The following is a 12,338-nucleotide window of genomic DNA, read 5'->3' on the forward strand; positions in this document are numbered from 1 at the left end:
CCGGTGTCCACGGAACCTGCGGCGCCGCTTTTCGCCCCGCGCGGCTCCACCGCCGCGATCGAGGAGGGAGATCGTCTGGCGCCGAAATTCGACGCCGACGGCCTCCTCACCGCCGTCGCCGTGGATGCCGAGGATGGCACCGTGCTGATGGTCGCGCATATGAACGCGCGCGCGCTGGCGCTGACCATCGAGACCGGGCAGGCGCATTATTTCAGCCGCTCGCGCCAGAAGCTGTGGAAGAAGGGCGAGGAGAGCGGCCACGTCCAGACGCTGGTCGAACTGCGCGTCGATTGCGACCAGGACGCGGTGGTGATGCGTGTGCGCATGGCTGATCTTCCCGGCGGATCACCGGGCGCCGCCTGCCACACCGGGCACCGCTCCTGCTTCTTCCGCTCCGTCCCGCTCGGTGCCGCGCCGACACCCGATCTCACGCTGACGGTCAACGAGCCGGGCAAGCTTTTCGATCCGGCGGCGGTCTATGCCGCACCGAAGAAGACCGACACCCCGCATTTCTGAGCCATCCCGACGGACCGCCCCTCACCCTGCCCTCTCCCTGTCGGGGAGAGGGCATACGGGCTCCGGGATCATGTCGAGAGGATGTACTCGCGCAGCGCGGTGCTCTCGCGCTCCATCTCCGCGAGGCGGTGCTTCACCACGTCGCCGATTGAAATGAGGCCGATCAGCTTGCCCGCCTGCACCACCGGCAGATGGCGGAAGCGACCGGCCGTCATGTGCTCCATCACCTGATGCACGGTCTCGTTGCCATCGGTGGTCACGACCTTGGTCGTCATGATCGCGTGCACGGGATCGTCGAGTCTGGCCGGACCGTCACGGCCGATCACCCGCACCGCGTCGCGTTCGGAGATGATGCCCACCACGTGGAGATCGGCATCGGTGACGACGACCGCGCCGATGCGCTTCTCCGCGAGAACCGCCATCACCTCGCGCAACGTGGCATCGGGGGCGATGGTCTGAACGTCGTATCCCTTCTCGTCCAAGATCGAACGAACCGTCATGGCATTGCTCCTTCCCAGTACCGGCGGCCGGTCGGCATGCGCGCCGGCCACTCGTTATCGGCCGTCACCGCGGGCGCGGTGCATACCGTTAAGCCGGGAATGATCGATCCTAACGCTGCGCGAGGCAAGAGGCCTGCGCGCCAGCAGCCCTCAGCCGTGGCGCGAGCGGGCCACAGAGCGGTCGTCCGGGTGCCGGGATACCGGATCGAACAGCGGGAACAGCAGCAGGCCAACGAGGAAGCCGCCAATATGGGCTTCCCAGGCGATGCTGCCATCGGGCGTCGCCGTCATCACGCCGAAGGCGATGTTGATGACGAACCACACCACCACGAAGCTGATCACCCGGCGGTCGCGCATCACCACGGAGAGCGGCGGGGCGGGGAACTCCACCGACGCGCCGAGAAAGTCCGGCCGCCACGCCTCGCGGCCCTCCGCCGCGAACATGAAGCGGATGGCCGCCGCCATGCAGCCCGACACCGCCGCCGAGGCGCCGATCATCGGCACCATCTCGCCCTCATGGCTGATGAGGTGCAGCCCCGCCCCCGCCGCCGCGGCAACCGCGAAGAAGGCGAGGAACCGCATGGCCCCGAAGCGCTTCGCCACCGGACTGCCGAAGGCGAGCATCCACAAGAGGTTCAGCCCGACATGGGTCCAGCTGCCATGCAGGAACGCATAGGTGACGAAGGTCCACGCATCCGCCGCCGTGCCGCCCGGCAGCACGCCATCCGCCAGCAAGGACGGGTCGTAGCGGGCGGGAATGAAGGCGAACAGCGCGAGGATCTCGATGCCCATGTCGGGATCGAGGAAGTCGCGCGCCAGCTGGACGACAAGCATCGCCACGGCCAGCGCGGTGATCACCGGCGGCACATTGAGGATCGGCTGACGCTGCCGCGCGGCGATTTGGGATGGATCAAGCACAGAGATGACATAGGCGCCGACAGGCCCGGCGGCAAGTCGCGCCCGCAGGCCGGCAGCCACAGGGACGTTGCCACCGGCTTAATCCTTGTGATGAACGGAATGCCTATTCATATGGTTAATATCAGTAGTAAGACCCGTTAACATTCCATATCCAGCGTAGTGCAGAATTTCCGACATCGCTTAGACCAGCATAAAATTCTATCTGTCATGATCTCTTCCATAGACAGGAACGAGGCACGCGATGAACAAGAGGCTCGAACGAGCCCGTCACGCGACGGTGACAGTGATAATCGGGGCGTTGCTCGGCGTATTCGCCGGCGCGCTGCCAGTCGAGGCGAATGATCGACTGGCAATGCATTCCAGCTTTCCGGCCAACATGGTGTCGGAAGGCAAGTCGACCACGCCGATCGGCTACGCACAGTTCTGCGAGGAGTATCCGCGCGACTGCGGTAGCGGCAATGCGCGTGGTGGCAAGGTGGCGCTGACGGAAGCGAACTTCGCCCAGCTCACGGCGATCAACGCCGAGGTCAACCAGCGAATCAAGCCGATGACCGATCTCGACCATTACGGCGTCGCCGAACGCTGGACCTATGCCGAGGACGGTTATGGCGATTGCGAGGAATATGTGCTGGTGAAGCGCCGCGAACTGATCGCTCTCGGCTGGCCGGCGGAAACCCTGCTCATCACCGTGGTGCGCGACCGCGAGAACGAAGGCCACGCCGTCCTCACCGTGGTGACGGATCGCGGCGACCTGGTGCTCGACAATCAGGAGAGCGGCATCGTGCTCTGGCACGAGACCGGCTATCGCTTCGTGAAGCGGCAGGCGCAGGGCAATCCCGACCGCTGGGTTTCGCTGGGCGACGTGATGGCCCCGCTGACGGTGGGCCAGTACTGATGACCCGCGAAGGGCGGCTCCGCCCTTCGCGGCCGTCGAGCACAAGAGCCGGCGCGGCCGCTCAGCCGATCTTCGACAGCCCCTCGGCGAAGCGCCGCCAGTTGCGCACATAATGCGCGGCGGTGCCGTGAATGCGCGTCGCCATCGCGTCGTCCAACGTGCGGATCGCCTTGGCCGGGGCCCCGACAATCAGCGAATTGTCGGGAAACTCCTTGCCTTCCGTCACCAGCGCGCCGGCGCCGACCAGACAGTTGCGGCCGATCCTGGCGCCGTTGAGCAGGGTCGCCCCCATGCCGATCAGGCTGTTGGCGCCGATCGTGCAGCCGTGCAGGATCGCCCGGTGGCCGATCGTGCAGTCCTCGCCAATGGTCAGCGGGAAGCCCGGATCGGCATGCAGCACGCACAATTCCTGAATATTGACCCGCGCGCCGAGCGCGATGCGCTCATTGTCGCCGCGGATCGTGGCGCCGAACCACACGCTCGCCTCGTCGCCGAGTTGGACATGGCCGATCACCTCGGCGCTCGGCGCGATCCAGTAGCGGCCGGGGGCCGGAAGCTCCGGCGCAATGCCGTCGAGCGCGTAGATCGCCACGGCTCAGTCCTCGAGATCGGTGTCGAGAATGGCCATCTGGAAATTATAGGAGAGGTCGCCGTCTTCCTTGTCCTCGAACATGATGCCGATGAACTCGTCCCCGATGTAAACCTCGGCGGAATCCTTCTTCTTCGGACGGCCGACGACGCGGATCTGCGTGTTGTTGAACAGTCGGCGCATATAGGTCTGGATGCGCTCGAAATCCTTCTTTTCCAAAGCTCTTGTCTCCCGAAATGCGTTGGATTGGGCGGCAGGCTTGCCACGCCGGGCGCGCCGGCGCAACCCGCAAGCACGCCGCGCGCCGCCCGTCTGCCCTGCCGGGCAGGCGGGACTGGGGACGACGATCGTCAGATCGCTTCGCCGAGGAAGGACGGCACGTCGTCGATCTGATCGAACATCTGGTCCATGCTCCGCGAGGGCTCCGAGCAGCCCGCCACGCCAACCACCCGGGACGGCACGCCGGCCACCGTGGTGCCGGGCGGAACCGGCTTCAGCACCACCGAGCCGGCCGCGACGCGCGCGCATTTGCCGACCTCGATATTGCCGAGCACCTTGGCGCCGGCGCCGATGAGCACGCCGCTGCGGATCTTCGGATGCCGGTCGCCATGTTCCTTGCCGGTGCCGCCGAGCGTGACACCCTGCAGGATCGACACATTGTCCTCGATGACCGCCGTCTCGCCGACCACGATGCCGGTCGCATGGTCGAAGAAGATGCCGCGCCCGAACACCGCCGCCGGATTGATGTCCACCTGGTAGACCATCGAGGCGCGGCTCTGCAGGTAGAGCGCGAAATCCTTGCGCCCGTTCTTCCACAGCCAGTGCGCCAGACGGTGGGTCTGGATGGCGTGGAAGCCCTTGTAATAGAGCAGCGGATCGACCGCGCGCTGGGTGGCGGGGTCGCGGTCGCACACGGCGAGAATATCGGCGCGTACGGCGAGGCCCAGTTCCGGATCCTCGTTCACCGCCTCGCGGAAAGCCTGGCGGATGAGGTGGCTCGGCATGTCCACATGGTCGAGCCGCTGGGAGATGCGATGGCCGACCGCTTCCTCCAGCGAGGGATGATACAGCACGGTCGAATAGATGAAGCTGGCAAGTGCCGGCTCGCGGGCGACGATGGATTCGGCCTCGCCGCGGATGCGCGACCATATCGGGTCGATCTTGTCGATGACCCGACTGGCGATCTCGGCACGGTGGAGAGAATTCTGAGCCATTGGTCTTGTCCCTGGCCGGCTGTCCCGGTGGCGCCGACCTTTTCAACCTGAGTTGGATGGATCCTAGCACAGCGCGCGGAACGCGCCCATGCCGGCACCGTCACGGGCGCTTACGCGCCGCGAGCGACGCGCGGCCCGACGCTACATCGCAGCGGCTTCATCCCCGCTGCCTCGATCATCGGCATGCCGGCCATCGTCCAGGTCCCCCGGCGGCCCCCATCGCGCCGCCTCGATCACACAACCAAGAGGCTCGCAACCAAGAGGCGCGCAACCAAGGTTCACGCAACCAACGGGCGCGCATTCAGGGGCGCGCGTTGAGAAAGGCGAGCGCGGCTTCCTTGAACACCTTGTCGCCCACCGCCAGCATATGGTCGCGGTCGGGAATATCCACCACCTGCGCGCCGGGAATCAGCGCGGCCAGCGGACGTGCCGCGCCCGACACCGCGTCCTTGGTGCCGATGGCGATCAGCGTCGGCACGCCGATGCGCCCCACGTCCTCGCGCGTGAGCGTGCGGCGCGAACCATAGATGCACGCGGCCAGCGCCCGCCGGTCACTTTTCGTCACCTCGGCGAACATGCGGAAGGTGCGCCCGGTCGGGTCGGTCACATCCTCGAGCGAGGGGGCGAGCAGCGCCTCGGCCACCGTCACCGGCAGGCCGGCGCCTTCCACCAGATGAATGCCGATGCCGCCGAGGATGAGCGATCGCACCCGCTCGGGTGCTTCCAGCGCGAGACAGGCGGCGATCCGCCCGCCCATGGAATAGCCCATCACATCGGCGCGCGGCAGGCCGAGGTGATCCATCAGCGCCAGCGCGTCCCGTGCCATGATGGCGGGGTCATAGGCCTCGCGCTCATAGAGCTTGGTGGACGCGCCGTGGCCGCGATTGTCGAAGGCGATCGCCCGCCGCCCGGCGCGCACCAGCGTCGACATCCAGCCCGGCCCGACCCAGTTGATTTCCTTGGTCGAGGCGAAGCCGTGAATGAGCAGGACCGGCTCGCCCTCCCCCTCGTCGAGATAGGCGAAGTCGAGATCGTTATGGGAGAAGGTCGGCATGGTGCGCAGGTTCCGGCAACAGGGAGCCGGCAACCTAGAGAGCGAGGCCCGGCCTGCCAAGCGCTGCGGCGGAAACCGCACCAAGCGCCGCGGCGGAAACCGCCATGGCCGCATGAGGGGCCCGCCGCCCTGTTTGGCCGGTCGGGCGGCGGCGTTTCCACAAGGGACGCACGCCCGCCACCACCATGGCGTTGAAGGCGGAGACCAGCCCGAACAGGTTGATGGCCGCCGCGATCACCCAGAAGGCGAGCTTGGCGATCGCCTCGGTGACGAACAGCGCGCCACGCCCGAGCGTCTTGAAAATGGCCAGCGTCTGCCCGCCCTTCACGTCGGCCAGCCGCGCGAGGCGCCCGGCCCCGGCCGCATCATCGACATGGGCCAGCCCGGCGAAGGTGGCGCGCGTGCCGGCCCTGGACCCGGCGCGGCCGATATCGGCCAGTGTCGCGGCGGCCTCGACCCGGCGCCCGCCGCGAAGCGCGCCCGCGATGTCGCCCGCCAGCCGCGCGCCCACCACGCCGGCCCGTCGCGCGCCCTTGATCAGGCTCAGCCCGGCCCGCAGCGTCAGCGGCGCGCCGAAGGCGGCATAGGTGGCGCCGGTCGCGACAATCCCCGCGCCGGCCAGGCCCACCATCAGCTTATCCACCGGCTCGCCGCTCGCCCAGTGCAAGGCCTCGCGCCCGAGGTCGCGCACGTCGCCCCACACGGTGAGGTCGCCGGTCGCCGCCCCGGCCAGACCCGCCAGATCCTCGCCCTCGCCGGTCACGAAGCCCTTGCCAAAGGCACCGGCTCCGCGCGCCGCGACCATCGCCGTGCTGTTGGCCAGCGTGACGCGGGCGCGCAGGGCCGGCGCGATCTCGATCCCGCGCGCGTCGGCCAGCGCGACATAGCTCGCGGCCAGTTCGCCATCCTTTGCCGCCAGCGCGCTTTCGATCTCGCCGGCCACCAGCGCCGGCGTCAGCACGCGCGACAGTTCGATATCGGCGATGCGCGCCGCGTCATCCTGCGCCAGGGCGAGGTCCAGAGCGTAGCGCCCCGCCGGCAGCACCCAATGGGCGGCGCCGGCAAAGGCGAGCAGGAAAGCGGCGGCGGCAAGGAAACGACGCATGGCGGGGAAGGGCTGCACCCGATGAAACGACCCTGACGTCATGCCCGGCCTTTGTGGCGAAGCCATGGGTGTTTGTGGCGAAGCCATGGGTGGAGGAAACCGTCGGAGGCGATGGGAGGGGCGCCATCATTGGCCGCCGGATCCGTCACGCATCCCCGCGCGACGCGCCATCCCCTGCCCCGGCGCGCAAGCACCTTGGCCGCCGCGTTTCCAGCGGCTATGGTCCCGCCGGATCGAAACACGAGCGCGGACAGGCGGATATCATGGCGGGCCACGTCGTTCCCCACTTCCACAATTCGGCGGGCGTGCCGAAAATCTTCATCGGTGCCAAGGAGTTCATGTGCGTCGGGGCGGAGCCGCCCTTTGACCACCCGCATGTGTTCCTCGACATGGGCGCCGATCACGAAATCGTCTGCCCCTATTGCTCGACCCTCTATGTCTTCGATTCGAAGCTGCATGGCGCGCAGACCAATCCGCCGGGCGCCCTCTACGAGACGCCGGCCGCCGCCTGAACGGGTGGCATCCTGACCGGGTGGACATGACGTGTCGCAACGCCACATCCTTGTCGCCGGGGCCGGCATAGGCGGGCTGGCGGCGGCGCTCGCCCTCGCCCGCGCCGGCTGTCGCGTCAGCGTGATCGAGCGGGCCGGAGCGATCGAGGAAGTCGGCGCCGGCGTGCAGCTTGCCGCCAATGCCACGCGCTGCCTCCTCGCGCTCGGCGTCTATGAGCGCGTGCGCGACATGGCCGTCGAGCCCGCCGGCTTCGCGGTGATGGACGGGCGCAGCGGGCGCGTCATCACCCGTGCGCCGATGGGGGCGGCGGTCGAGGCGCGCTTCGGCGGGCCCTTCATCGTCATTCACCGCGCCGACCTGCAGGCCGCGCTGGCCGCGGCGGCGCGCGAAATGCCGGCCATCGATATCCGCCTCGGCCGCACGGTGCGCGGTTTCACGCAAGCCGCCGATCGTGTCAGCGTGCATCTGGCGCGCGGCGAGGGCAGCGAGACGCTGGAGGCCGATGCGCTGGTGGGGGCGGATGGCCTGCGCTCGGCGGTGCGCGGCGTGCTTTATCCCAATGCACGGCCCTCCTTCCGCCACCGCGCGGCGTGGCGCGCCACCGTGCCGGCAAGCGCCCTGCCCGCGCGCCTCGCCGACCCGGTGACGCGGCTGTGGCTGGGGCCGGGCGCGCATCTGGTCTCCTATCCCGTGAAGGCCGGCGCGGCGATCAACCTGGTCGCCGTCACGCCGGACGCGCGCGAGGTGCACGGCTGGAATCTCGAAGGGCTGCCGGGCGAACTCATCGCCCATTACCGCGACTGGAGCGCGGACGCCCTCGCCCTGCTCAAGTCCCCCGACCGCTGGTTGCGCTGGGCGCTGTTCGATCTCGACCCCCTGCCCGCCTGGGGAACCGGGCGGGTGACGCTGCTGGGCGACGCCGCCCATGCCATGCCGCCCTTTCTGGCGCAGGGCGCGGCGCAGGCGATCGAGGATGCGGTGGTGCTGGCCGGCACGCTGAAGGAGGCGGGCGACATTCCCGCCGGCCTGCGTCGCTATGAGGCCCTGCGCCAGCCGCGCACGGCACGGGTGCAGCGGGCGGCGCGATCGATGGATCGCCTCTATCATCTCGCCGGCCCGGCGCGGATTGCCCGCGATCTCGTGATGCGCGCGCGCTCGGGCGACGCGGTGCTGGAGCGCTATCGCTGGATCTATGACTGGCGCGCGTGACGGTTCACGCCGCCACGTTCAAGACTCCACGTTCACCCCGCCACGTTCACGCCGCCACTTTCAGCCCGGCAATGCCGATGACGATGATGACGACGCAGACCAGCTTCATCGGGCTCAGCGCCTCGCCGAGCACCAGCGCCCCAAGCAGCACCGTGCCCAGCGTGCCGATGGCGGTCCACACGGGATAGGCGACGCTGACCGGCAGGTCCTTGATCGCCAGCGTGAGGAAGGCGAAGCTGGCGCTGACGCTGGCGATGGTCACGACGCTCGGCCACAGGCGCGAGAAACCATCGGAATATTTCATGCTCAGCGCGAACACGACCTCGAACAGCGCGGCGATGATAAGATAGGCCCAAGCCATTATGAGACGCTCCCGCGACGACGGCGCGGGGGATGATGTCCCCCTCTGGGTGCCGGTGCCGCAGAATCCTTGTACGGGACGCGCCGCTTATTGGACAAACGCTTAATACTCATCCCATAGATGAATCCTGTTCATTCGTGAGGGGCCGATGCGCCGTCTGCCGCCGCTGGGTTCGCTGCGCGCCTTCGAGGCCGCCGCGCGGCTGGAGAGCTTCAAGCTCGCCGCCGCCGAACTGGGCGTGACGCCCACCGCCGTCAGCCATCAGATCCGCCGGCTGGAAGCCGATCTCGGCCTTGCCTTGTTCGTGCGGCAGACCCGCAAGGTCGCCCTCACCCCGCAGGGACAGGCGCTGCTGGTGCCGATGCGGGCGGCCTTTGACAGCATGGCCGGGGCGATCGACGAACTGATCGGGGAGGCGCGCCCGCGCCGGCAGGTGGCGACACTGTCGGCCACCGCCGCCTTTGCCGCGCGGCTGCTGGTGCCGCGCGTCGCCGGCTTTCGCGCCCGCCATCCCGACTGGGATCTGCGCCTGCACGCCTCGGACGAACCGGTCGATGTATCGGCGGGCGAGGCGGATGTCGCGATCCGCTATGGGCGCGGCTCCTATCCCGGCCTCGCCGCCCTGCCCCTCATCGCCGACGGCTTCGCCCCCGTCTGCGCCGCCGGCCTGCCGCTGCGCCGGCCGGAAGACCTCGCCCGCGCGACGCTGATCCATATCGAGCAACTGCCCTGGACGCGGGAGGCCAGCGTGCCGAGCTGGGAAGACTGGCGCCAGCGCGCGGGGCTCACCCGCCTCGACACTGGCGCCGGCATCTCTTTCAACGATGAGGCCAGCGCCATCCAGGCGGTCATTGCCGGCCATGGCGTGGCGCTGCTGAGCCTCGTGATGATCGCTCCCGAACTGGCCGCCGGCACACTGGTGCAGCCCTTCGGCCCGATCATCGGCGGGCTGTCCTATCACCTCGTCTTCGCGACCTCGGCGGCGGACCAGCCGGCGGTCGCCATGCTGCGCCGCTGGGTGGTGGAGGAGTTCGCCGCCGCCCCGTCCGCCGCCCCTCCCGCCGCGAGGATCACGCCGACAGGCGCCTGAAGCCACGCGACGCCGATGACGGGAGCACAGGCTCGCGGCCTGAAAGCCGCGCCTCGCGCCACATATCGATATTTCTTATCGCCCCCATGGAAACAACTCGTTTTCCGATCCAAAGCCGTTTCGCTAGCGTGCGCCACCGATCGCAAGGGACAAAAGCCGATGCCCGCCGCCGCGCCCGCGCCCCTCGCCGCGCCCCGCACCTTCCTGCCGTTGCCATTGCTGGTGGCGCTGTTCTGCGTGCTGTGGTCCTCCGCCTTCGCCGGCGCGAAGATGGCGCTGGCGCATTGCCCGCCGCTGACTCTGCTCTCCACGCGGCTCCTGCTGGCCGGCATCATCATGCTCGCGCTCGCCTGGGCGGTGGATGGACGCCCGCGCATGGGCCGGCGCGACGTGGCCGCGCTGGTCTTCATCGGCATCCTCAACAACGCGATCTATCTCGGTCTGAACTGGACCGCGCTCACCTTCACCTCCTCCGCCTATACCGCCGTGCTGACCAGCTGCCTGCCGCTGGTGGTCGCGCTGTTCGCGGGCCCGCTGCTGGGCGAACGGATGACGCTGGTGAAATGGGCGGGCATCGGCCTCGGCCTCGCCGGCGTCGTGGTGGTGCTGCGCTCGCGTCTTGCCGGGGCGCATGAGAGCGTTGAGGGCACGCTGCTCATCGGCGGCGGCATGCTGGCGCTCTCGGCCGGCACGCTCGCCTTCAAGTATTTCGTCCCGCGCGGCGGGGTGTGGAGCGGCAACGCCATCCAGTGCCTGGCCGGCGGGCTCACCCTGGTGCCGGTGGCGCTGCTGCGGGAGGATTTCCACCAGGTGAACCTGACGCCGGAACTGTTCGCCGGCCTCGCCTATCTCGTGGTGGCGGTGTCGATCGGCGGCTACGGGCTGTGGTTCTACCTGCTCACCCGCTCTTCGGCGACAGCAGCCTCCAGCCTGCACTTCCTCATGCCGCCGCTCGGCCTGTTTTTCGGCTGGCTGCTGCTCGGCGAGGCGGTGCCGCCGCTCGACATTCTCGGCATCGCACCGATCGCGCTGGGCATCTGGCTGGTGACACGCCCGGCGCGCCCGCTCCGGCTTTAAAGCGTGGCCGGCACAAGCTGCAGCGCCATCACCAGCTCATAGGAGCGCGCCTTCGCCGCGAAATCGTGAACCGGCGTGGTGATCATCAGCTCATCCGCCTGCGTGCTGTCGAGGAAACGCTCCAGCCCCGCCGCCACCCTTGCGGGCCCACCCACCAGCACTTTCTCGCGGTTACGGCGCATGAAGGCGCGATCGGCCTCGCTATAGGGAAAGGCCGCCGCCTCCTCCGGCGACGGCACCGGCCCATAATCGCCGCGCGCCCGCCTGAGTTGCGCGAGGTCGACGCTGCCGGCCAGCCATTCCGCCTCGTCGTCGCTCGGGGCGCACACCACGGAGAGGGCGAGGATGGCGTGCGGCCGGTCCAGCCGATCGGAGGGCTGGAAGGCCGCGCGGTAGCTCAGCATCGCGTCCAGCACGTCATGCTGGGCGAAATGATGGGCGAAGGCGAACCCCACGCCGATCTGCGCCGCCAGCCGCGCGCTGTAGCCGGAGGAACCGAGCAGCCAGAGCGGCGGCAGGTTCACGTCCACCGGCATCACCTTGATGTTGCGATAGGGATGATCGGCCGGCCAGAGACCGCTATCCCACAGCATCAGTTCTTTCAGCCGGTCGAGAAAATCGTCGCCGGGGTCGATATCCTGCCGCCGGCGCAGCGCGTGCGCGGTCAACTGGTCGGTGCCCGGGGCGCGGCCGAGGCCGAGATCGACCCGGCCAGGATAGAGCGCCTCCAGCACCTTGAAGCGCTCGGCCACCATGAGGGGCGCGTGGTTCGGCAGCATCACGCCGCCCGAGCCGACGCGAATGCGCTGCGTGGCGGCGAGAATCTGCCCGGACATGACATCGGGCGCGCCCGAGGCCACGGAGGGCAGGTTATGATGCTCCGCCACCCAGAAACGCTCATAGCCGAGCGAATCGACGAGGCGCGCAAGCTCGATCGTGCTGCGCAGCGCCTGCGGCCCGGTGCCGCCCGACGTGACGAAGGACAGGTCGAGGACGGAGAGCGGGACGGTGGCGAGGCGGTTGCTGGCTTCTCGGGTCATGGCTCTTAGTTGGGAAGCCGCCCCGCCGCCGCAAGACGTTTCCTGCGTGTAACCAAAGACGTTTCCTGCGCGTAACCAAAGACGTTTCCTGCGTGTAACCGGGTATGGGCGGTACCCGTCCCGCGCCGGACCGGGCGTGGATGGCGGGCCGGCTCGCCGGCGCGGGCGTCGGATGTCACCTCGCTCCTTCAGCCTATCGCCCCATGCGCGATGGAAGTCGCCGCCCGTCGGATCAGTTGCACCTCATTCCTATCAAG

The 12,338-nt window shown here is 68.7% G+C and carries 15 protein-coding genes; 6 read left to right on the forward strand and 9 right to left on the reverse strand.

The features are described 5' to 3' along the window. The first annotated feature begins 3 nt into the window (after positions 1–3). Entirely contained in the window at positions 4–516 is a 513-nt protein-coding gene (gene hisI / locus QOZ99_RS00610; RefSeq protein ID WP_306887930.1) for a phosphoribosyl-AMP cyclohydrolase, read from the forward strand. A 68-nt stretch (positions 517–584) separates the two neighbouring features. Here the strand turns inward: hisI and QOZ99_RS00615 are convergent, their stop codons facing one another. Together QOZ99_RS00615 and QOZ99_RS00620 are read right to left on the reverse strand one after the other, a co-directional pair. Next, positions 585–1,016, reverse strand: a complete 432-nt coding sequence (locus QOZ99_RS00615) for a CBS domain-containing protein (protein ID WP_306887931.1) — start codon at positions 1,014–1,016, stop codon at positions 585–587. A 150-nt stretch (positions 1,017–1,166) separates the two neighbouring features. Beyond that, the gene (locus QOZ99_RS00620; RefSeq protein ID WP_306887932.1) at positions 1,167–1,994 is read right to left on the reverse strand and encodes a rhomboid family intramembrane serine protease; all 828 of its coding nucleotides are present in this window, start codon (positions 1,992–1,994) and stop codon (positions 1,167–1,169) included. A gap of 181 nt (positions 1,995–2,175) precedes the next feature. On the opposite strand from QOZ99_RS00620, the gene QOZ99_RS00625 reads away from it, so the two are divergent. Further along, positions 2,176–2,829: a transglutaminase-like cysteine peptidase gene (locus QOZ99_RS00625; RefSeq protein ID WP_306887933.1), complete on the forward strand. Its 654-nt coding sequence runs from the start codon at positions 2,176–2,178 to the stop codon at positions 2,827–2,829. A 61-nt stretch (positions 2,830–2,890) separates the two neighbouring features. On the opposite strand, the gene QOZ99_RS00630 is transcribed toward QOZ99_RS00625, so the two are convergent. The 5 genes from QOZ99_RS00630 to QOZ99_RS00650 all read right to left on the reverse strand — a co-directional run bounded on the left by QOZ99_RS00630 (position 2,891) and on the right by QOZ99_RS00650 (position 6,833). After that, a complete protein-coding gene (locus QOZ99_RS00630) occupies positions 2,891–3,421 on the reverse strand; it encodes a gamma carbonic anhydrase family protein (protein ID WP_306887934.1) in 531 nt (176 codons plus the stop codon). 3 nt (positions 3,422–3,424) lie between these two features. After that, positions 3,425–3,637, reverse strand: a complete 213-nt coding sequence (locus QOZ99_RS00635) for a DUF3126 family protein (RefSeq protein ID WP_183189548.1) — start codon at positions 3,635–3,637, stop codon at positions 3,425–3,427. A gap of 131 nt (positions 3,638–3,768) precedes the next feature. Beyond that, entirely contained in the window at positions 3,769–4,632 is an 864-nt protein-coding gene (gene cysE, locus QOZ99_RS00640; RefSeq protein ID WP_306887935.1) for a serine O-acetyltransferase, read from the reverse strand. A gap of 301 nt (positions 4,633–4,933) precedes the next feature. Then, complete coding sequence (locus QOZ99_RS00645) at positions 4,934–5,686, reverse strand: alpha/beta fold hydrolase (RefSeq protein WP_306887937.1); 753 nt, start codon at positions 5,684–5,686, stop codon at positions 4,934–4,936. Between the two features lie 34 nt (positions 5,687–5,720). Beyond that, entirely contained in the window at positions 5,721–6,833 is a 1,113-nt protein-coding gene (locus QOZ99_RS00650; RefSeq protein WP_306887938.1) for a hypothetical protein, read from the reverse strand. Between the two features lie 221 nt (positions 6,834–7,054). On the opposite strand from QOZ99_RS00650, the gene QOZ99_RS00655 reads away from it, so the two are divergent. Beyond that, the gene (locus tag QOZ99_RS00655) at positions 7,055–7,303 is read left to right on the forward strand and encodes a zinc-finger domain-containing protein (RefSeq protein ID WP_306887939.1); all 249 of its coding nucleotides are present in this window, start codon (positions 7,055–7,057) and stop codon (positions 7,301–7,303) included. Positions 7,304–7,334: 31 nt separating this feature from the next. After that, complete coding sequence (locus QOZ99_RS00660) at positions 7,335–8,513, forward strand: FAD-dependent monooxygenase (RefSeq protein WP_306887940.1); 1,179 nt, start codon at positions 7,335–7,337, stop codon at positions 8,511–8,513. Between the two features lie 46 nt (positions 8,514–8,559). Here QOZ99_RS00660 and QOZ99_RS00665 read toward each other — a convergent pair whose 3' ends face one another. Next, positions 8,560–8,874 carry a DMT family transporter gene (locus QOZ99_RS00665; RefSeq protein ID WP_306887941.1) on the reverse strand — a complete coding sequence of 105 codons (315 nt, stop codon included), beginning with the start codon at positions 8,872–8,874 and terminating at the stop codon, positions 8,560–8,562. Positions 8,875–9,022: 148 nt separating this feature from the next. Here QOZ99_RS00665 and QOZ99_RS00670 point away from each other — a divergent pair, with 148 nt between their 5' ends. Together QOZ99_RS00670 and QOZ99_RS00675 are read left to right on the forward strand one after the other, a co-directional pair. Beyond that, a complete protein-coding gene (locus QOZ99_RS00670) occupies positions 9,023–9,964 on the forward strand; it encodes a LysR substrate-binding domain-containing protein (protein WP_306887942.1) in 942 nt (313 codons plus the stop codon). Between the two features lie 159 nt (positions 9,965–10,123). Beyond that, positions 10,124–11,041, forward strand: a complete 918-nt coding sequence (locus QOZ99_RS00675; RefSeq protein WP_306887943.1) for a DMT family transporter — start codon at positions 10,124–10,126, stop codon at positions 11,039–11,041. On the opposite strand, the gene QOZ99_RS00680 is transcribed toward QOZ99_RS00675, so the two are convergent. Beyond that, positions 11,038–12,081: an LLM class flavin-dependent oxidoreductase gene (locus tag QOZ99_RS00680; protein ID WP_306887944.1), complete on the reverse strand. Its 1,044-nt coding sequence runs from the start codon at positions 12,079–12,081 to the stop codon at positions 11,038–11,040. The genes QOZ99_RS00675 and QOZ99_RS00680 overlap by 4 nt on opposite strands. Positions 12,082–12,338: the final 257 nt, after the last annotated feature.

It is taken from the genome of Ancylobacter amanitiformis, assembly GCF_030814815.1.
In the GTDB taxonomy this organism is placed as follows: Bacteria; Pseudomonadota; Alphaproteobacteria; order Rhizobiales; family Xanthobacteraceae; genus Ancylobacter; species Ancylobacter amanitiformis.

Bases quoted from the DNA above. Each gene is read 5' to 3' on its own strand.
- QOZ99_RS00655 (WP_306887939.1), top strand. From the start codon at position 7,055: ATGGCGGGCCACGTCGTTCCCCACTTCCACAATTCGGCGGGCGTGCCG.
- QOZ99_RS00625 (WP_306887933.1), top strand. From the start codon at position 2,176: ATGAACAAGAGGCTCGAACGAGCCCGTCACGCGACGGTGACAGTGATA.
- QOZ99_RS00615 (WP_306887931.1), bottom strand. From the start codon at position 1,016: ATGACGGTTCGTTCGATCTTGGACGAGAAGGGATACGACGTTCAGACC.
- QOZ99_RS00680 (WP_306887944.1), bottom strand. From the start codon at position 12,081: ATGACCCGAGAAGCCAGCAACCGCCTCGCCACCGTCCCGCTCTCCGTC.
- QOZ99_RS00645 (WP_306887937.1), bottom strand. From the start codon at position 5,686: ATGCCGACCTTCTCCCATAACGATCTCGACTTCGCCTATCTCGACGAG.
- QOZ99_RS00650 (WP_306887938.1), bottom strand. From the start codon at position 6,833: ATGACGTCAGGGTCGTTTCATCGGGTGCAGCCCTTCCCCGCCATGCGT.
- cysE (WP_306887935.1), bottom strand. From the start codon at position 4,632: ATGGCTCAGAATTCTCTCCACCGTGCCGAGATCGCCAGTCGGGTCATC.
- QOZ99_RS00675 (WP_306887943.1), top strand. From the start codon at position 10,124: ATGCCCGCCGCCGCGCCCGCGCCCCTCGCCGCGCCCCGCACCTTCCTG.
- QOZ99_RS00665 (WP_306887941.1), bottom strand. From the start codon at position 8,874: ATGGCTTGGGCCTATCTTATCATCGCCGCGCTGTTCGAGGTCGTGTTC.
- QOZ99_RS00670 (WP_306887942.1), top strand. From the start codon at position 9,023: ATGCGCCGTCTGCCGCCGCTGGGTTCGCTGCGCGCCTTCGAGGCCGCC.